Origin of the sequence: Cellulosimicrobium cellulans (assembly GCF_016907755.1) — a bacterium.
Taxonomy (GTDB): Bacteria; Actinomycetota; Actinomycetes; order Actinomycetales; family Cellulomonadaceae; genus Cellulosimicrobium; species Cellulosimicrobium cellulans_D.
Genome location: NZ_JAFBCN010000001.1, coordinates 2,652,020 through 2,670,293 on the forward strand (window position 1 = coordinate 2,652,020; position 18,274 = coordinate 2,670,293).

The 18,274-nt window shown below is 74.4% G+C and carries 18 protein-coding genes; 15 read left to right on the forward strand and 3 right to left on the reverse strand.

All coding sequences use genetic code 11. The features are described from left to right. The first annotated feature begins 16 nt into the window (after positions 1-16). The 8 genes from gmd (at position 17) to JOE63_RS11545 (ending at position 9,431) form a co-directional block, all read left to right on the forward strand. Entirely contained in the window at positions 17-1,045 is a 1,029-nt protein-coding gene (gmd, locus tag JOE63_RS11505) for a GDP-mannose 4,6-dehydratase (protein WP_087471964.1), read from the forward strand. After that, positions 1,042-2,031, forward strand: a complete 990-nt coding sequence (locus JOE63_RS11510) for a GDP-L-fucose synthase family protein (RefSeq protein WP_167551063.1) — start codon at positions 1,042-1,044, stop codon at positions 2,029-2,031. Before gmd ends, JOE63_RS11510 begins: the two co-directional genes overlap by 4 nt. Positions 2,032-2,140: 109 nt before the next feature. After that, positions 2,141-3,802 carry a polysaccharide biosynthesis tyrosine autokinase gene (locus JOE63_RS11515; protein WP_204541470.1) on the forward strand — a complete coding sequence of 554 codons (1,662 nt, stop codon included), beginning with the start codon at positions 2,141-2,143 and terminating at the stop codon, positions 3,800-3,802. Between the two features lie 89 nt (positions 3,803-3,891). Continuing rightward, a complete protein-coding gene (locus JOE63_RS11520; protein WP_204541471.1) occupies positions 3,892-5,208 on the forward strand; it encodes a UDP-glucose dehydrogenase family protein in 1,317 nt (438 codons plus the stop codon). A gap of 56 nt (positions 5,209-5,264) precedes the next feature. Further along, positions 5,265-5,756, forward strand: coding sequence for a CAP domain-containing protein (locus JOE63_RS11525; protein WP_157759628.1), 492 nt, complete (start codon positions 5,265-5,267; stop codon positions 5,754-5,756). A gap of 74 nt (positions 5,757-5,830) precedes the next feature. Continuing rightward, on the forward strand, positions 5,831-6,982 hold the full coding sequence (locus JOE63_RS11530) for an ABC transporter permease (protein ID WP_239576694.1): 1,152 nt from the start codon (positions 5,831-5,833) through the stop codon (positions 6,980-6,982). Further along, the gene (locus tag JOE63_RS21435; protein WP_307840048.1) at positions 6,979-8,772 is read left to right on the forward strand and encodes an ATP-binding cassette domain-containing protein; all 1,794 of its coding nucleotides are present in this window, start codon (positions 6,979-6,981) and stop codon (positions 8,770-8,772) included. The genes JOE63_RS11530 and JOE63_RS21435 overlap by 4 nt, the downstream gene beginning before the upstream one ends. Further along, complete coding sequence (locus JOE63_RS11545; protein ID WP_204541473.1) at positions 8,769-9,431, forward strand: TetR/AcrR family transcriptional regulator; 663 nt, start codon at positions 8,769-8,771, stop codon at positions 9,429-9,431. Before JOE63_RS21435 ends, JOE63_RS11545 begins: the two co-directional genes overlap by 4 nt. A gap of 93 nt (positions 9,432-9,524) precedes the next feature. On the opposite strand, the gene JOE63_RS11550 is transcribed toward JOE63_RS11545, so the two are convergent. The 3 genes from JOE63_RS11550 to JOE63_RS11560 are packed head-to-tail and all read right to left on the reverse strand — an operon-like array spanning position 9,525 to position 11,438. Then, the gene (locus JOE63_RS11550) at positions 9,525-10,613 is read right to left on the reverse strand and encodes a hypothetical protein (RefSeq protein ID WP_204541475.1); all 1,089 of its coding nucleotides are present in this window, start codon (positions 10,611-10,613) and stop codon (positions 9,525-9,527) included. Then, positions 10,610-11,014, reverse strand: coding sequence for a hypothetical protein (locus JOE63_RS11555; protein WP_087471972.1), 405 nt, complete (start codon positions 11,012-11,014; stop codon positions 10,610-10,612). The genes JOE63_RS11550 and JOE63_RS11555 overlap by 4 nt, the downstream gene beginning before the upstream one ends. After that, positions 11,007-11,438, reverse strand: coding sequence for a hypothetical protein (locus tag JOE63_RS11560; RefSeq protein WP_087471973.1), 432 nt, complete (start codon positions 11,436-11,438; stop codon positions 11,007-11,009). The genes JOE63_RS11555 and JOE63_RS11560 overlap by 8 nt, the downstream gene beginning before the upstream one ends. Positions 11,439-11,610: 172 nt before the next feature. Here JOE63_RS11560 and JOE63_RS11565 point away from each other — a divergent pair, with 172 nt between their 5' ends. The 7 genes from JOE63_RS11565 to JOE63_RS11595 all read left to right on the forward strand — a co-directional run bounded on the left by JOE63_RS11565 (position 11,611) and on the right by JOE63_RS11595 (position 18,110). Beyond that, a complete protein-coding gene (locus JOE63_RS11565; protein WP_087471974.1) occupies positions 11,611-11,790 on the forward strand; it encodes a hypothetical protein in 180 nt (59 codons plus the stop codon). Between the two features lie 132 nt (positions 11,791-11,922). Then, positions 11,923-13,950 (forward strand): threonine--tRNA ligase, encoded by a 2,028-nt coding sequence (gene thrS / locus JOE63_RS11570; RefSeq protein WP_204541477.1) that lies wholly within the window; start codon positions 11,923-11,925, stop codon positions 13,948-13,950. Positions 13,951-13,956: 6 nt separating this feature from the next. After that, positions 13,957-14,607, forward strand: coding sequence for an HIT family protein (locus JOE63_RS11575; RefSeq protein WP_374059028.1), 651 nt, complete (start codon positions 13,957-13,959; stop codon positions 14,605-14,607). Next, on the forward strand, positions 14,607-15,269 hold the full coding sequence (gene pgsA / locus JOE63_RS11580; RefSeq protein WP_087471975.1) for a phosphatidylinositol phosphate synthase: 663 nt from the start codon (positions 14,607-14,609) through the stop codon (positions 15,267-15,269). The genes JOE63_RS11575 and pgsA overlap by 1 nt, the downstream gene beginning before the upstream one ends. Then, positions 15,269-16,243 carry a phosphatidylinositol mannoside acyltransferase gene (locus JOE63_RS11585; RefSeq protein ID WP_204541479.1) on the forward strand — a complete coding sequence of 325 codons (975 nt, stop codon included), beginning with the start codon at positions 15,269-15,271 and terminating at the stop codon, positions 16,241-16,243. Before pgsA ends, JOE63_RS11585 begins: the two co-directional genes overlap by 1 nt. A 2-nt stretch (positions 16,244-16,245) precedes the next feature. Next, positions 16,246-17,451, forward strand: a complete 1,206-nt coding sequence (locus JOE63_RS11590) for a glycosyltransferase family 4 protein (protein WP_204543667.1) — start codon at positions 16,246-16,248, stop codon at positions 17,449-17,451. Further along, complete coding sequence (locus JOE63_RS11595) at positions 17,448-18,110, forward strand: hypothetical protein (protein ID WP_087471977.1); 663 nt, start codon at positions 17,448-17,450, stop codon at positions 18,108-18,110. The genes JOE63_RS11590 and JOE63_RS11595 overlap by 4 nt, the downstream gene beginning before the upstream one ends. The last annotated feature ends 164 nt before the right edge of the window (positions 18,111-18,274 follow it).

Consider the following 18,274-nt stretch of genomic DNA (forward strand, 5'->3'; position numbering starts at 1 on the left):
CGACTCAGGGGGAAGCATGAAGAAGGCACTGATCTCGGGGATCACCGGGCAGGACGGCTCATACCTCGCGGAGCTCCTGCTCCGCAAGGGGTACGAGGTGCACGGGCTCATCCGCCGCGCCTCGACGTTCAACACGGCACGGATCGACCATCTCTACCAGGACCCGCACGAGGAGGACGCGCGGCTCTTCCTGCACTACGCGGACCTGTCCGACGGCGCGCGCCTGGTGACGCTCATCGCCCAGATCCGTCCGGACGAGGTCTACAACCTCGCGGCGCAGTCCCACGTGCGCGTCTCGTTCGACGAGCCCGAGCACACCGCGGACACGACGGGGACGGGAGCGATCCGCCTGCTCGAGGCGGTGCGCCTTGCGGGCGTCGAGACGCGCTACTACCAGGCGTCGTCGTCCGAGCTCTACGGGGCCACGCCACCGCCGCAGAGCGAGACGACGCCGTTCCACCCGCGCTCGCCCTACGCGGCGGCCAAGCTCTACGCGTACTGGATCACGAAGAACTACCGCGAGGCCTACGACATGTTCGCGGTCAACGGGATCCTCTTCAACCACGAGAGCCCGCGCCGCGGCGAGACGTTCGTGACCCGCAAGATCACGCGCGCCGTGGCCGCCATCCGGGCCGGTCGTCAGGAGCACCTGTACCTGGGCAACCTCGACGCGGTCCGCGACTGGGGGTACGCGGCCGAGTACGTCGAGGGCATGTGGCGCATGCTGCAGGCCGAGCAGCCGGACGACTACGTGCTCGCCACGGGGATCGGGCTGTCGGTGCGCGACTTCCTCCAGGAGGCGTTCGCCCACGCAGGGCTCGACTGGGAGCGACACGTGCGGTTCGACGAGCGCTACCTGCGCCCGACGGAGGTCGACGCGCTCATCGGCGACCCCAGCCGGGCGCACGCCGACCTCGGGTGGAAGCCGACGGTCGACGGGCGCGAGCTCGCGCGCATCATGGTCGACGCGGACGTCGAGGCACTGGGCCACGCCGGGTCGCCGTGGATCGACCGGGTCGCGCTCGCGACGTGGGACGCGGCGTGACGTCGCCCGACGAGCGCGACCTCGTCCGCCACCGGCCGGCGCCGCTCGACCGGGACGCCGTCTTCTACGTCGCCGGCCACCGCGGCCTGGTGGGCTCGGCGATCTGGCGCCGTCTGGAACGGGCGGGGTTCTCCCGGCTCGTCGGCCGGACCTCCGCCGAGCTCGACCTCACCGACCGTGACGCGGTGCACGACTTCTTCCGTGCGCACCGCCCGCGCTACGTCGTCCTCGCCGCGGCGAAGGTCGGCGGGATCATGGCGAACGCCGCGTACCCCGTCGACTTCCTCAGCGAGAACGTGCGCATCCAGGTCAACGTCCTCGACGCGGCCCGGACGTCCGAGGTCGAGCGCCTGCTGTTCCTGGGCTCGTCGTGCATCTACCCGCGGCTCGCGCCGCAGCCCATCGTCGAGGACGCGTTGCTGACCGGGCCCCTCGAGCCGACCAACGACGCCTACGCCATCGCGAAGATCACCGGGATCCTGCACGTCCAGGCGGTCCGCCGCCAGTACGGGCTGCCGTGGATCTCGGCCATGCCGACGAACCTCTACGGGCCCGGCGACAACTTCTCGCCGACCGGGTCGCACGTGCTGCCCGCGCTGGTCCGGCGCTACGACGAGGCCGTGCGGTCCGGCGCCCGGGAGGTGACGAACTGGGGGACCGGGTCGCCACGGCGCGAGCTCCTGCACAGCGACGACATGGCCGACGCGTGCCTGCACCTCCTCGAGCACTACGACGGCCCCGTCCAGGTCAACGTGGGTACCGGGCAGGACGTCACGGTCCGCGAGCTCGCCGAGACGGTCGCCGACGTCGTCGGTTACGACGGCGCGACACGCTGGGACACGTCGAGGCCGGACGGCACGCCCCAGAAGCTGCTCGACGTGTCCAGGCTGCGCGCGAGCGGCTGGGAGGCGAGGACCGGTCTGCGCGAGGGGATCGAGCGCACGGTGGCGTGGTACCGCGAGCAGGCCGGGCGGGTCCGCGGGTGACCCCCGGTGGGGCGGAAGCGTCCAGGCTCGCGACGCACGGTGCCCTGTGCGAGATTGAGGCGGTCGCGGGTCGACGCTCAGGGGGAGCGGCCCGGTGAGGGGGACGACGATGGAGCTCAGGGACTACCTCGTCCTGCTGCGCAAGAGATGGGTCACGGTCGTGGTCGCGGGGGCGCTCGGGCTGGCGCTCGCGGGCGCGTACTCGCTCCTCACGACGCCGACGTACTCCGCGCGGTCGCAGGTGTACGTGTCCGTGCAGGGCTCCGACTCGACGACGGACCTGCTGCAGGGGTCGAACTTCACCGTGCGCCAGGTCAAGTCGTACATCGAGCTCGTGACGAGCCCGCGCGTCCTGGACCCCGTGATCGAGGAGCTGGGGCTCGCGGACGGCGCCGCGTCGCTCGCGCAGCGGGTCCGGGCCGACTCGCCGCTCGACACCGCGCTCATCAACGTCACCGCGACCGACGAGTCGCCGCAGCTCGCGGCCGAGATCGCGAACGCGACGGCGCGGTCGCTCGCGGCGGTCGTCGGGGAGCTCGAGACCCCCGCGGGGGGCGGGGACTCGCCGGTGCAGATCAGCACGGTCCGCGCGGCGTCGGTCCCGGCCTCCGCCGCGTCGCCGAACGTCCGGCTGAACCTGGCGCTGGGGCTGGTCGTCGGTCTCGCGCTCGGTGTCGCGGTGGCCGTCGTGCGGGAGCTCCTGGACACGCGCGTCCGGTCCACGTCGGACGTCGAGGACGTCACGACCGCCCCGGTGCTGGGCGTCGTCGGGTACGACGAGGACGCGCCGGAGCACCCGCTCATCGTCCAGGAGTCGCCCCAGGCCGTCCGGGCGGAGGCCTTCCGTCGGCTGCGCACCAACCTGCAGTTCCTCGAGCTCGGCCCTGCCGCGCGCACGTACCTCATGACGTCGGCGCTCCCCGGCGAGGGCAAGACCACCACCAGCATCAACCTCGCGATCACGCTCGCGGACGCGGGCCAGCGTGTCGTCCTCGTCGACGCCGACCTCCGGCGGCCGTCGATCGCCCGCTACCTCGGGGTCGAGGGCTCGGTCGGCCTCACGACGATCCTCATCGGGAAGGTGAGCGTCGAGGACGCCGTGCAGCCCTGGGGAAACGGGAACCTCGACGTCATCGCCTCCGGGCAGATCCCGCCGAACCCGAGCGAGCTGCTCGGTGCGGCGCCGATGGCGCAGCTCCTGGACCGGCTTCGCGCCGAGTACGACGTGATCGTGATCGACTCGCCGCCGCTCCTTCCGGTGACCGACGCGGCGGTCCTCGCCAAGGGGGTCGGCGGCGCGATCGTCGTGGTCGGTGCCGGCACCGTCCACCGGAACCAGCTGGAGACGGCCCTGTCGGCACTGGGCACCGTGGGCGTCGCCCCGCTGGGGATCGTCGTGAACCGTGTGCCCGTGAGGGGTCCCGGAGCGGGCGCGTACGAGTACGCCTACCGGGAGTACACCGCGGACGAGCCCAGCCCGTCCCCGGGCACGACGCGGCGCGGGACCCGGGGTCGGGCCGGCGGGGCGCGGCGGCACGCACGTCGGCCGGCGCCGCAGGGCACCACCTCGCCGACCGGCCCGGGCGGGTGGGCGCGGGTCGGCGACGGCGGGCCGAGCGGGGCCGGCCCGTCCGACGATGCGGCGGGCGGTGCGGCACCGGACACCGCACGAGGGGATGGGGATGCCGCGGACGAGACGGCGGTCTCGGTCGGCCGTCCTGTCCGCGCGGGAACCTTCGACGAGGTGGTGCTGCCGAGCGAGCGGCAGTGAGGACGGCGGCGCTGCCCGGGTCGCCGGTCGCACGCGGCGCCGCGGACGTGCCGCCGGGTGACCGGCGGCGACGAGCAGGGGGGAACGGCATGAGGATCTCGGTGATCGGCTGCGGCTACCTGGGAGCGGTGCATGCGGCGTGCATGGCGACGCTGGGGCACGACGTGGTCGGGGTGGACGTCGACGCTCGGAAGGTGGGCTCGCTGCGTGACGGGCGGGCGCCGTTCTACGAGCCGGGGCTCGACGGGCTCCTCGCGGAGGCGAGGGCCTCCGGACGGCTCACCTTCACGACCGACCCCGCCGCGGCGGCCGACGCCGAGGTCCACTTCGTGTGCGTCGGGACGCCCCAGCGCGCCGACTCGTACGCCGCCGACCTGTCGTCCGTCGACGCGGCCTTCCGGGCGCTCGTGCCGCACCTCGCCGCGGACGCGGTCGTGGTGGGCAAGTCGACCGTCCCCGTGGGGACCGCTGCGCGGCTCGCGGACGAGCTCGCCGCCGTCCGTCCCACCGCGACGCTCGTCTGGAACCCCGAGTTCCTGCGCGAGGGCTTCGCCGTCCAGGACACGCTGCGACCCGACCGGCTCGTCTACGGCGTGCCCGACGACGCGGCGGGCGCGCGTGCCGTGGAGGCGCTCGACGCCGTCTACGCCGTGGCCCTCGGCGACGGCACGCCGCGGCTCGTGGTCGACCGGGCGACGGCCGAGCTCGTCAAGGTCGCGGCGAACTCCTTCCTCGCCACGAAGATCTCCTTCATCAACGCGATGGCGGAGCTGTGCGAGGTCGCCGGGGGAGACGTGACGCTCCTCGCCGACGCGATCGGCCTCGACGAGCGGATCGGGCGGCGCTTCCTCAACGCCGGGCTCGGGTTCGGCGGCGGCTGCCTGCCGAAGGACATCCGTGCGTTCATGGCGCGGGCCGAGGAGCTGCACGCCGACCCCGCCGTGAGCTTCCTGCGCGAGGTCGACTCGATCAACCTGCGCCGGCGCGAGCGCATGGTCGACCTCACGGTCGGCGTGCTCGACGGACGCCCGCTGGCCGGCGCGCGCGTCGCGGTCCTGGGTGCGGCGTTCAAGCCCGACAGCGACGACGTCCGCGACTCGCCGGCGCTCGACGTGGCGGAGCGGTTGCACCACCGGAGCGCGCGCGTGGTGGTGACCGACCCCCGTGCGCTGGCCAACGCGCGCGCCAAGGCCCCCTCGCTGGGCTTCGCCGAGACCGTCGAGGAGGCGGTCGACGGCGTGGACGCCGTGCTCGTCCTCACGGAGTGGCAGGAGTACCGGGAGCTGGACCCGGGCAAGCTGCACGGCCTCGTGGCGGCCCCGCGCGTCGTCGACGGTCGCCACGCGCTCGACGCGGGAGCGTGGCGCGAGGCGGGGTGGACGTACCGCGCGCTCGGCCGGCGGTGAACGGCGTCGCGGCGGCGCAGGTCGGCTCCGGGCCCGGCTCCTGGAGGCGCGGGCTCGTGGCGCTGTCGGCGACGCTCGGGAGCCTCCTCCTCGTGGCGTGCGCGCCGGGCGACGGAGACGGTGGCGCCGTCACGCACGGGCCGGTCGACCCGTCGGCGACGCAGCGGCTCGGACCGGAGGAGTACGCCGCCCGGCTGCTGGCGGAGACGCAGGCGGTCCGTGACGAGGAGGGGGTGCCTCGGTTGGAGTCGAGCGACTGCGCGACCGGGGCCGCGCTGTCGCGTGCCTCGGCGCTGGTCGGCTTCCCGCTCGAGCACGCGCCGCTCGACGACGTCGTGGCGGCGTGCCGTCCCCCGGGCGGCACGGCGGCGGAGAATCTGAGCCGCGCCTCCGCAGAGCCGGCCGCGGTCGTCGACGCGTGGATGGGGTCCCACGGACACCGGGCGAACCTCCTGGACCCGACGCTGACCTCCGTCGGCGTCGCGTGCGTCGAGGACGCCACCGAGGGCGCCGGCGTTCTCGTCTGTGCGCAGGTGTTCCTTGGCTGAACCGTGACCCGCCCCTCGCTCCGCACACCCTTGACCCCTCGGCCGGCGCGGCCTAGCGTCTCTTTCAACAGGTGATGAATTCGTCCGCGATGTTGTGGCGCGGCCAGAACCGGGGAGGCATCGTGCGCGCGATGGTCGTCAAGGAGTTCCGCGAGCTGCGCCGGGACCGGCGCACCGTCGCGATGCTCGTCGGGATGCCGCTGCTCCTGCTCGTCGTCTTCGGGTTCGCGGCGAACTTCACGGTCGAGACGCTGACCGTCACGGCCGTGGGGCCGGGAGCCGAGCAGGCGGTCGACGCGATCGAGGCGAACCCTGCCGCCGCGGACGCGCTCGACGTCGTGAGCGTCGACCCCGCGGGCACGGACGCCGACGCCCGCGCGGCGCTGCGCGACGACCGCAGCGACGTCGCGGTCGTCGCGCCGGCGCCGGGGGAGGACCGGCCGACGGTCTACATCGACGGGTCCAACCTGTTCGCCGCGCAGTCGGCGAAGGTGCTCGTCGCGTCCCTCGGGGACGCCGTCGACTCGGAGATCCTCTTCAACCCCGACCTCGACACCTCGTGGGTGATGGTGCCGGCGCTGATCGGCCTCATCCTCACGTTCATCGGGACGATCATCACGTCGATCGGGCTCGTCAAGGAGCGCGAGGCGGGGACGTTCGAGCAGCTCGCGGTGATGCCGCTCGGCCCGGCCGCGGTGATCCTCGGCAAGATCACGCCCTACTTCCTGCTCGCCTGCCTGGACATGGTCGCCGTGACGCTGCTCGGCATGTGGATCTTCGACGTGCCGTTCGCGGGACCGGTGGCCCCGTTCGTGGTGGGCGCCGCGCTCTTCCTCTTCGTGGTGCTCGGCATCGGCGCGCTCATCTCGACCGTGTCGCAGACGACCGGGCAGGCGGTGCAGGTCGCGCTCATGACGATGCTCCCGCAGGTGCTGCTCTCGGGCATGATCTTCCCGCTCGACGCCATGGCGGCGGGGGTGCGCTGGATCGGGTACCTCCTGCCCCTGACGTGGTTCACCGAGGTCTCGCAGGGCGTGATGGTCCGCGGGGCGTCGTGGTCCGCGCTGTGGCTGCCGCTCGTCGTGCTCGCGGTGATGGCGGTGGTCGTGTTCGGGCTGGCCGTCCTGCGGCTCTCGCGGGAGCTCTCGCCCGCGCGGGAGCACCGCCGACGCCGTGCGGCCGCCCCCGCGGCCGAGGCCCCCGCGACGAGCGGAGCGGCCCGGTGACCTGGGGCGTGCGCGGACTGGACGTCTCCTTCGGCGCCGGGCACGGGCACGTGGTCCAGGCACTCGCGGGCGTGGATCTCGACCTCCCGCGCGGGCAGGTCACCTCGGTCGTGGGCGGCGACGGGGCGGGCAAGACGACGCTCGTGCGCGCGCTGCTCGGTCAGGTACCGGTCGCCGGCGGTGTCGTGGACGCCCCGCCCCGCGAGCGGGTCGGCTACCAGCCGTCGTCCAGCGGGGTGTGGCCGGCGCTCACCGTCGCGGAGAACGTCGAGCTCGTCGGCGACGCGTACCGCATGCCGGCGGGGCGCCGGGAACGTCGCGCGGACGAGCTGCTCGAGCGCGCGGGGCTCGCCGGCGCGCGCGACCGGCTCGGGTCGCAGCTCTCCGGGGGGATGCGGCAGAAGCTCGGCGTGTGCCTCGCGATGCTGCACGAGCCGGAGGTCCTGCTCCTCGACGAGCCGAGCACCGGCGTCGACCCCGTGAGCCGCGTCGAGCTGTGGCGGCTCGTCGCGGAGTCGGCGGCCTCCGGCGCGGCGGTCCTGGTCACCACGACCTACCTCGACGAGGCCGAGCGGGCCGCCGACGTCGTCGTCCTCGACGCGGGCACGGTCCTCGCCGCCGGGGCGCCCGACGACGTGCGCGCCGCCGCCCCCGGCCGGATCACGGTCGCGCCCGTCCCGCCCGCGGGCGGGGACGGGCGGACGTGGCGCCGCGGGCCGACCTTCCACACGTGGTGGCCCGACGGCGGTCCCTCGCCGTCCGGGGACGCCGTGGACCCCGACCTGGAGGACGCCGTCGTCGCCCTCACGCTCGGTCGTGGCACCGGCGGGACGGACCGTGCCGGGAGCGGCGCGGCGGGTGCGGTGACCGCGCACGCGGCCCGGCGGGAGGTCGGCGCGGTCGCGGCGGACGCGACCCTCGTGCGGGTCGAGGGCGCCGAGCGACGGTTCGGGGACGTCCTGGCCGTCGACCACGTCTCCCTCGTCGTGCGCCCCGGCGAGGTGGTGGGGCTGCTCGGCGCGAACGGGGCGGGCAAGACGACGCTCCTGCGGATGGTCCTCGGCCTCGACCGGCTCGACGGCGGTCGGGTCGAGGTCCTCGGCGCGCCGCCGGACCGTGCGGGCCGCCGGTCGGTCGGCTACGTCCCGCAGGGCCTCGGGCTGTCCGGCGACCTGAGCGTCGAGGAGAACGTGGAGTTCGTCGCGGCGGTGTACGGGGTGCGGGACGTGCCCGAGCTCCCGCCGGCGCTCGCGGCCGTCCGCCGTCGGCCCGTCGCGGAGATCGGGCTGGGGCGTCGGCGTCAGCTCGCGTTCCACTGCGCCCTCCTGCACGCGCCGCGGCTCCTCGTCCTCGACGAGCCGACGTCCGGCGTCGACCCGCTCGCGCGTGCCCGCGCCTGGGACGCGATCCACGAGCAGGCCGACGCGGGCGTCGGCGTCCTGGTGACGACGCACTACCTGCAGGAGGCCGAGCAGTGCGACCGCCTGCACGTCCTGTCGCGCGGGCGGTCCGTGGCGTCGGGCACGGTCGCCGACGTCGTCGGCGGCCGCGAGGCGGTCGTCGTGCGGTCCCGGGACTGGCAGGCGGCGTTCGCGGCGCTCGACGCCGCGGGACTGCCCGTCATGCTCGACGGACGCGCGTCGCGCGTCGCAGGGACGTCGCCGGGGAGGGTCCGGGACGCGCTCGCCGCGGCGGGCGTCGTCGCGACGTGCGGCGTCGTCCCCGCGACGCTCGAGGAGACCATGGTCCTCGTGGACCGTGCGGCCGCCACCCGGGCGAGAGCGGCGTGACCGGGCGGCGAGGGCGGCGCCCGGGCAGGTCCGACACGCGGTCCGACATCCTGTCCGCCGCGCGGGACGCCTTCGCGGAGCACGGCTACGACCGCGCGACCGTCCGCGGCATCGCCGCCCGGGCGGGCGTCGACGCCGCGATGGTCCACCACTGGTTCGGGACGAAGGAGAGGCTCTTCCAGGCCGCGGTCGACGTGCCCTTCGACCCGCAGGAGCTCCTGCTCGACGGCGCGCCCGACGACGTGACGCGCCTGGGCGAGCACGTCGTCCGCACGCTCCTGCGCGCCTGGGACTCGCCGCGCGGCCGGGTCGCGCTCGCGCTCCTGCGCTCGGCGACGAGCTCCGAGCGGGCGGCGCGGATGCTGCGCGAGTTCGTGCTGGCCAGGGTCGTGCGGCCGACGGTGGCGCGGTGCGAGCCGGACCCGCACCGGGCCGCGTGGCGGGGGGCGCTCATGGCGAGCCAGCTCGCGGGGCTGGTCGTCGCGCGGTACGTGCTCCGGGTCGAGCCGCTCGCGGGGTCCCCCGCGGAGACCGTGGTCGGGGCGGTCGGGCCGACGATCCAGGGTTACCTCACCGATCCGCTCCCGGGCGTCGTCGTCGAACGCGCGCGCGGTGCCGGAAACGTTGAGATTTCAACTGAGAGGCATGTTGCGCCGTAGGTCGTCTGTCTGTAGGTTGAGCCCCGCCGGCCGAGGCTCGGCGCGGGGCCAAGCGCGCAGGGGGAGCTTGGCGTCGAGCCACGGCGGCCCGTCTCAGACGCCCGCGAGGACGCGGGTCGTCCCCTCCCGGTTCGTCCGGTCGCGCAGCGCGCGGCCCAGCCGGCGCAGCGCGTCGTCGTCGGCGAGGAGGCCGGACCAGTCGTCGGGGTCGACGCTCGGTGCGTCGCCCCGGGTCTTGCGGATCGCGGCGACCTGGAGCTGGTACGCGAGGATCACCTCGCGCGGGCTCCCGGGCACGGCGATCCGCACGTGGTCCACGTCGTCGCGGCGCGAGTGGAGGGCGAGCGTGGTGAGCCCGTCGAAGATCTCGATGGTCCGGTGGTACTCGTCCACCGCGGCGCTCGACCCGCGCAGGCCGCCGTCGCCCACCACGGCGCGGAGGAACGTGTGGAGGTGGCCCAGGTCGCGGCGGCGCTCGCGCGCGAACGCGGCGGAGGACCCGAGCTGGCCCACGATCCCGGTGGTGAGCAGGATCGTCGCCGCGAGCACGAGGTACCGCGTCCGCAGGCCGAGGACCAGGTACGGCTCGGTGCTGCCCGGCTCGTGCTGCACCATCGCCACGAAGCTCACGACGGCCCACACGACGGCGACGACGGCGCCCGCCCCGGCCACGTCCATGCCCCAGCGCAGCCGGAGCGGCCGTCGCGAGCGGGTGCGCAGGCAGGAGACGGCGAAGGTCGCGGTCGCCGTCAGGAACGTCCCGTAGTAGAGCGCCCAGTAGCCCCACATGAGGGGGCGGTCGTGGACCTGCGCGTCGAGGTCGTGGGTCGTCCAGGGCCCGCTCGCTGCGGCGAGCGCGACCAGGGCGGCCCCGACGGCGGTGGCCGCGAGCGCCACGTGCCGGGTGCGCGGTGCCCGCCCGGTGGTGGCGCTGTACGCCCACACGCCGACGAAGAGGCAGCCGGTGACGAGCGCGACGTGCTTGGCGACCTCGTGCGTCCCGGCGGGCGCGTGCTCCTTGAGCGCGTCGGCCACCACCGGGAGCCGCAGCGCGGAGGCGACCGCGACGAAGCCCAGGCCGACGGGGAGGGTGGCGTCGGCGCGCGTGCGTGCGCGCAGGCCGGTCCACGCCGCCGTGGTGGCGAAGAGCGCCACGGCGAGGAGGCCGAGCGCGTGGCTCACCGGTACAGCTCCAGGGACGTGAGCCGGGTCGCCGAGCTCCCGTGGGACGCGATCGAGATCATGAGCTCGCTCGCGAGGCGCTCGACGCGCAGCTCGTCGGGGTCCTCGTACCCGTCGCGGCACGCGCCGACGCGCGGGGCGCCCGCCGTGGCGGCCGCGTCGAGGACGTGGACGAGCTCGTGCGCGACGACGTGGTCGCGGTGCGGGCCCGGCAGGGTCTGCCGGGCGTCGACGAGGACGAGGTCGCGCTCGGGGAAGGCCAGCCACAGCCCCGTCACACCGGGACCGAGGTCGCCCTCGACGACGTCCAAGGGCCGCCCGCGCACCGCCGCGACGAGTCGGCACGCCTCCTCGACGCTGCGGGCGCGGTCCAGGCCCGCGGAGCGCAGGAGGTCATCCACGGTCGTCGTCCGGCACGGGTGGAAGCTGCTCCAGGCGCCGCACGCGGTCGACGATCTCGATGATCGCCCGGACGTTCTCGGGAGAGAGGCCCTGGGCGCGCAGCGCGAACTGTTCGACGCCCTCGTCGGCGAGGGCGGCCCGGAGGCGGTCGTCGGGGTTCTCCTCGGGGTCGACGAGGCTGCCCGTGCTCACGTGGAAGAACGCGGCGATGCCCTCGACGACGCGCAGGCTGGGCGAGGACCGGTGCCCACCGCGCAGCGCGCTGAGGTAGGCCTCGTTGATCGAGTACCCGCGCTCCGTCATCCACTGGGCGGCCTCGCGGTTGGTCACGGGCCGCCCGCCGCGCCCGCGTGCGAAGAGCTCGTTGAGCCGTCGGCGGAAGACCCGCGCCGTCCGCTCGCCGGGTGCCACGTCGTCGTCCATGGCGACGATTGTGACAGGCCGCGGCACGTGGCGGCACGGCGCGGCGCGGGCGCCCGACGGCGCGGCTCCCGTCGCGGGGCACCGTGGGCGCAGGTAGCGTTCCGGACGGGCGCGGGAACGGCCCGGCGCCTCGCGCGGGACGCGCGCACCGACAACCCTCGAGGGAGCCGACATGAGCGAGCAGACACCGAAGGGCCAGGGGGGACTCGACGACCTCCTCGGCAAGGCGAAGGAGTTCCTCACCGACGACCGGATCGACGACGTCGCGGAGAAGATCAAGTCCGTCGCGCCCGACTCGGTCGACCAGCACGTCGACACCCTGGCCGAGAAGGCCAAGGAGGCCAACGACTGACCTGAGGGTCGGTACGATCGAGGGGCGCCGTCCACGACGGCGCCCTTCGTGCTGTCGGGCAGGGCCCGCCGGCCGCAGGACCTCGACCGGGCGCGCGCCGCGCGCCTCCCGCCAGCAGATCGGAGCACGGACGTGTCTGACGTCGTCTCGTCACCCCTCACCATCACCCTCGACGCGGAGGAGACCACGGTGACGACGGGCACGACGGGCACGGACCTGTTCGCCGCTCGTCGCGACGTCGTCGTGATCCGCGTCAACGGCGTCCTCAAGGACCTGGACACCCCGGTCGCCGACGGCGACGTGGTGGAGGGCGTGACCATCGACTCGCCCGACGGGCTCGCGGTGCTGCGGCACTCGGCGGCGCACGTGCTGGCCCAGGCGGTCCAGCAGGTGAACCCCGACGCGAAGCTGGGCATCGGCCCGCCCATCACGGACGGCTTCTACTACGACTTCGACGTCGAGACCCCCTTCACCCCCGAGGACCTCAAGGCCCTCGACAAGGCGATGTCCCGGATCGTCCGGGAGGGCCAGACCTTCCGCCGCCGGGTCGTGACGGAGGACGAGGCGCGCGCCGAGCTCGCCCACGAGCCGTACAAGCTCGAGCTCATCGGGCTCAAGGGCGGCGCGGCCGACGACACCGAGGGCGCGAGCGTCGAGGTCGGCGGCGGCGAGCTGACGATCTACGACAACGTGCGCGGCGCGGGCCGGGAGAGCGAGACCGTGGTCTGGAAGGACCTGTGCCGTGGCCCGCACCTGCCGAGCACGCGCCTGATCGGCAACGGGTACCAGCTCATGCGCTCTGCCGCGGCCTACTGGCGCGGCAGCGAGAAGAACCCCCAGCTCCAGCGCATCTACGGCACGGCGTGGCCGACGAAGGACGAGCTCAAGGCGTACCTCGACCGGCTCGCGGAGGCCGAGCGCCGCGACCACCGCCGCCTCGGCAACGAGCTCGACCTGTTCTCCTTCCCGGAGGAGATCGGCTCGGGCCTGCCGGTGTTCCACCCCAACGGCGCGACGATCCGCATGGAGATGGAGGAGTACTCCCGCAAGCGGCACGTGGAGGCGGGCTACTCGTTCGTCAGCACGCCGCACATCACCAAGGCGAACCTCTTCCAGACGTCGCGCCACCTCGACTGGTACGCGGACGGGATGTACCCGCCCATGCACCTCGACGAGGAGCTCGACGACGAGGGCAACGTCAAGCGCGCGGGGCAGGACTACTACCTCAAGCCGATGAACTGCCCGATGCACAACCTCGTGTTCAACTCGCGCGGGCGGTCCTACCGCGAGCTGCCGCTGCGGCTGTTCGAGTTCGGGACGGTGTACCGGTACGAGAAGTCGGGCGTCGTGCACGGGCTCACCCGTGCGCGCGGTTTCACGCAGGACGACGCGCACATCTATTGCACGCGCGAGCAGATGAAGGACGAGCTGTCCTCGACGCTCACCTTCGTGCTCGACCTCCTGCGCGACTACGGCCTCGAGGACTTCTACCTCGAGCTGTCGACGCGTGACCCCGAGAAGTCGGTCGGGGACGACGCCACGTGGGAGGAGGCGACGGAGATCCTGCGCCAGGTCGCGACGGAGTCGGGCCTCGAGCTCGTCGCCGACCCGGGCGGCGCCGCGTTCTACGGGCCGAAGATCTCGGTGCAGGCGAAGGACGCGATCGGCCGCACCTGGCAGCTCTCGACCATCCAGCTCGACTTCTTCGAGCCGGAGCTCTTCGAGCTCGAGTACACGGCGTCCGACGGCACGCGCCAGCGCCCGGTCATGATCCACCGCGCGCTGTTCGGCTCCATCGAGCGGTTCTTCGGCATCCTCGTCGAGCACTACGCGGGCGCGTTCCCGGCATGGCTCGCACCCGTCCAGGTCGTCGCCGTGCCGGTCGCCGAGCCGTTCAACGACTACGTGGCCGACGTCGTCGCGCAGCTCAAGTCCCAGGGGATCCGCGCGGAGGTCGACTACTCCGACGACCGCTTCGGCAAGAAGATCCGCAACGCGAGCACGCGCAAGGTGCCGTTCGTCCTCATCGCGGGCGGCGAGGACGCCGAGGCCGGCGCGGTGTCGTTCCGCTACCGCGACGGCCGTCAGGACAACGGCGTGCCCGTCGCCGAGGCGGTCGAGCGCATCGTCACCGCCGTCCGCGACCGCGTCCAGGTCTGACGGCGCGTGAGCGACGAGCGCACGGGGTCGCCCGGCGCGGCCGACGCGGCCGCGCCGGGCGGCGCCCCCGACCCCGGCCCCAGGGCGACCGTCGAGCTGCCGGGCGACCACCCGCGGTTCGACGACGGCCTGGACCGGCTCTGGACCCCGCACCGCATGGTGTACATCGGCGGGCAGGACAAGCCCGCCGACGACTCGCGTGGGCAGTGCCCCTTCTGCCGCATCCCGGACCGGTCGGACGAGGAAGGCCTGATCGTCGCGCGCGGCGAGACCGCGTACGTCGTGCTCAACCTCTATCCGTACAACCCGGGCCACCTCATGGTCGTGCCGTACCGCCACGTGTCCGACTACACGGACCTCACCGAGGCCGAGACGGTCGAGGTCGCGCACCTCACGCAGACCGCGATGCGGGTCGTGCGCGCGGTGTCGGCGCCGGACGGGTTCAACCTCGGCATGAACCAGGGCGCCGTCGCCGGCGCCGGCATCGCCGCGCACCTGCACCAGCACGTGGTGCCGCGCTGGGCGGGCGACGCCAACTTCCTGCCGATCGTCGCGCAGACCAAGGCCGTGCCCGAGCTCCTCGGCGACACGCGGGCGCGCCTGGCCGCCGCCTGGCCGGATCTCGCGGGTCGGCCCGTGGACGGGGAGGGCGCCTGATGTTCGGACGCCTGCGCACGCTCACGACCCGGCTGTTCACGCCGCTCGCCGCGGTCCTGCTCCGTCTCGGCGTGAGCCCGGACGCGGTGACGGTCGCCGGGACCCTGGGTGTCGTCGTCGGCGCCCTGTGGCTCTTCCCGACGGGACACCTGTTCGCCGGGGTCATGGTCGTCATGGTCTGCGCCTTCGCCGACGTGCTCGACGGCGTCATGGCTCGCCGCGCGGGCCGGTCCGGCCCGTGGGGCGCGTTCCTCGACTCGACGCTCGACCGCCTCGCGGACGCGGCCGTGTTCGTCGGCCTCACGCTGTGGTTCGTCCGGGCGGACGACCCGCGCCTGACCCCCGACCTCGCCGCCTGGGGGACCGGCGTCGCGCTCGCGTGCCTCGCGCTCGGCGCCGTCGTGCCCTACGCGCGCGCCCGGGCCGAGAGCGTCGGCATGACCGCGCAGGTCGGGATCGCGGAGCGCGCCGACCGGCTCGTCGCCGCGCTCGTCGCGGCCGGGATCGTCGGCCTGGGCGTCCCGCCCGTCGTGCTCGTCGTCGTCCTGGGGCTGCTCGCGCTCGCGAGCGCGGTCACGGTCGTGCAGCGCGTCGCCACCGTGCGCCGTCAGGCCCTCGCGCTGGCGGCCGCGCGCCCCGAGGAGAAGGAGGACGGTCGCTGATGGCCCTCGACGCCGGCAAGGCGTTCACGTTCGCCTGGCGCAACGCGCGCAAGGTCCCCGAACCGGTCCTGCGCGGGCTGTTCACCGTGATCGCCGACGTGACCTGGCTCCTGCGCGGCGGGGGAGTGCGCCAGCTCGAGCGCAATCTCGCGCGCGTCCGCCCGGAGCTCGCGCCGCGGGCCCTGCGTCGCCTGTCGCGAGCCGGGATGCGCTCGTACATGCGCTACTACCGCGAGGCGTTCACCCTGCCCGCGTGGAGCCCCGAGCGGATCCGGGCCCGGGTGCGGGTCGTCGGGCTCGACAACGTCGGGCGGCACCTCGACGGTGACCGGAGCCCGGTGCTGGCGCTGTCGCACCAGGGGAACTGGGACCTCGCTGGTGCGTACGCGACGCCGAACATCGCGCCCGTGCTCACCGTCGCGGAACGGCTGAAGCCCGACGAGCTGTTCGAGGAGTTCCTCGCGTTCCGCACCTCGCTCGGCCTCGAGATCCTCGCCCTCGGCGACGGGGACGTCTTCCGGGACCTCGTGCGCGGTGCGAGCAGGCCCGGACGGATCATCCCGCTGCTCGCCGACCGCGACCTCACCCACCGCGGCGTGGAGGTCGACCTGTTCGGTCACCGGGCGCGCGTCGCCGCCGGGCCTGCGGCGCTCGCCGTCACGACCGGCGCCCCGCTGGTCCCCGCGGGCATCTACTACGAGCGCCTGCACGGTGCGCGCCGACGGGCCGCCCGTTCGCCGTGGGGCCTGGTCATCCGCTTCTTCCCGCAGGTCGAGGTCGCGCAGGACGTCCCGCGCGCCGAGCGCGTCGCCGCGGCCACCCAGGGCTGGGTCGACGCCCTGAGCGTCGCGATCCACGAGCATCCCGAGGACTGGCACATGCTCCAGAAGGTGTTCGTCGACGACCTCGACCCCGCGCGCTACGCCCAGACCCGGGCTGCCGCGGGCGAGCAGGACACGGAGCGGGTCGCATGAGCCTGCGCGTGGGGATCGTGTGCCCCTACTCCTTCGAGGCCCCGGGCGGGGTCCAGTTCCACGTCCGCGACCTCGCCGAGGCGCTCATGGCCCAGGGGCACGAGGTCTCCGTGCTCGCCCCCGCCGACGACGACACACCGGTCCCGGAGTACGTGACGCCCGCCGGGGGCGCGGTCCCGGTCCGGTACAACGGGTCGGTCGCGCGCGTGACGTTCGGTCCCCGGAGCGCGAGCCGGGTCCGGCGCTGGCTCGAGGCGGGCCGGTTCGACGTGCTCCACATCCACGAGCCCGTGAACCCGTCGCTGAGCATGGTCGCGCTGTGGATCGCCCAGGGCCCGATCGTCGGGACGTTCCACACCTCGATCGTGCGCTCGCGCGCGCTCCAGGTCGCGTACCCGCTCGTCCGGCAGAGCCTGGAGAAGATCGACGCGCGCATCGCCGTCTCGGAGGACGCGCGCCGCACGCTCGTCGACCACCTCGGCGGGGACGCGGTCGTCATCCCCAACGGGGTGTACGTCGACGCGTTCGAGTCAGCGCCCGCGAACCCCGCGTGGCAGGGCACGCCGGACGCGCCGACCATCGGCTTCCTCGGCCGCCTGGACGAGCCGCGCAAGGGCCTGCCCGTGCTCGCCGCCGCGATCCCGGCGATCCTCGCGAAGGTCCCCGGCGCACGGTTCCTCGTCGCGGGCCGGGGCGACGACGGCCGCGAGGCCGCGATCGAGGCGCTGGGGGAGCACGCCGCGTCGGTCGAGTTCCTCGGCGGCGTGAGCGACGAGGACAAGGCGAGCATGCTCGCGTCCGTCGACCTGTACATCGCACCGCAGACCGGGGGCGAGAGCTTCGGCATCGTGCTCGTCGAGGCGATGAGCGCCGGCGCGTGCGTCGTCGCGAGCGACCTCGGCGCGTTCCGGCGCGTGCTCGACGACGGCGCCGCGGGCGCGCTGTTCTCGGTGGGCGACCCGGAGGCGCTCGCCGCGGCGGTGCTCGACGTGCTCGCCGACCCGTCGCGCCGCGACGCCTACCGGGCCCGCGCGAGCGAGTTCGTCCGGCGCTTCGACTGGTCCGCGGTGACCGCCCAGGTCCTCGCCGTCTACGAGACGGTGCTCGCGGCGTCCGAGGCCGTCATCCCGGTCCACGAGGACCCGCGCTCGCGCCGGGGCGGTCGACTCCTGGGCCGCGCACGCGACGACGAGGGGGGTCGCTCATGACCTGGTCCGAGATCACCGTCCTCGTCCTCGTGGTCGCTGCGCTGGTGGCGTGGGTCCTGTGGGTCGCCGCCTCGCGGCTCGACCGGCTGCACCGCAAGGTGATGGCCTCGCGGCTGGCGCTCGACGCCCAGCTCGTGCGCCGCGCGTCGGCCGCGGTCGACCTGGCGGCGTCGGGCGAGCTCGACCCGGCCAGCTCGATGCTCGTCGCCGAGGCCGCGCACGCCGTCCTGGACGACGACGACGACACCCGTCGGCTCGCCGACCAGGTGCCCGGCCTGGGGGGCGGCGGGGGGGCCGACGAGGGGACACGGCCACGGCGCCTCCTCGGGGGCATGGCCGAGTCCCGCGCCCTCGCCGAGAGCGACCTCACGGCCACGCTGCGCTCGGCCCTCGAGGACGCCGACGAGGTCGCGGAGCTCCGGTCGGGCCCCGCCGGCGACGAGCTGCTCGGCTCGCTCTCCGCCGCCTGGTACCGCGCGCAGCTCGCGCGGCGGTTCCACAACGAGGCCGTCGCCCAGGCGCAGCGCGTGCGGCGCAAGTGGTGGGTGCGGCTGTTCCACCTGGCCGGGCACGCGCCCATGCCGGCGACCGTCGAGCTCGACGACGCCGCGCCCGACGTCCTCGTGCGCCCCGCCGCGTCGGCGGGCACGCCGGACTGACCCCGCCCCCGGCCCGCCGGAACGTCCCGTGGGTGGGTTCGTTGCCCCGTCGGGTGGACGCCCCGGCGATAGGATGAGAGCGCGTGGGAGCATGTGCCGTCGAGCCTGTTCGACGGCGTCCGTGCGCGTGCGCGCGACGTTCCCCTGACCTGAAGGTGTGAGGT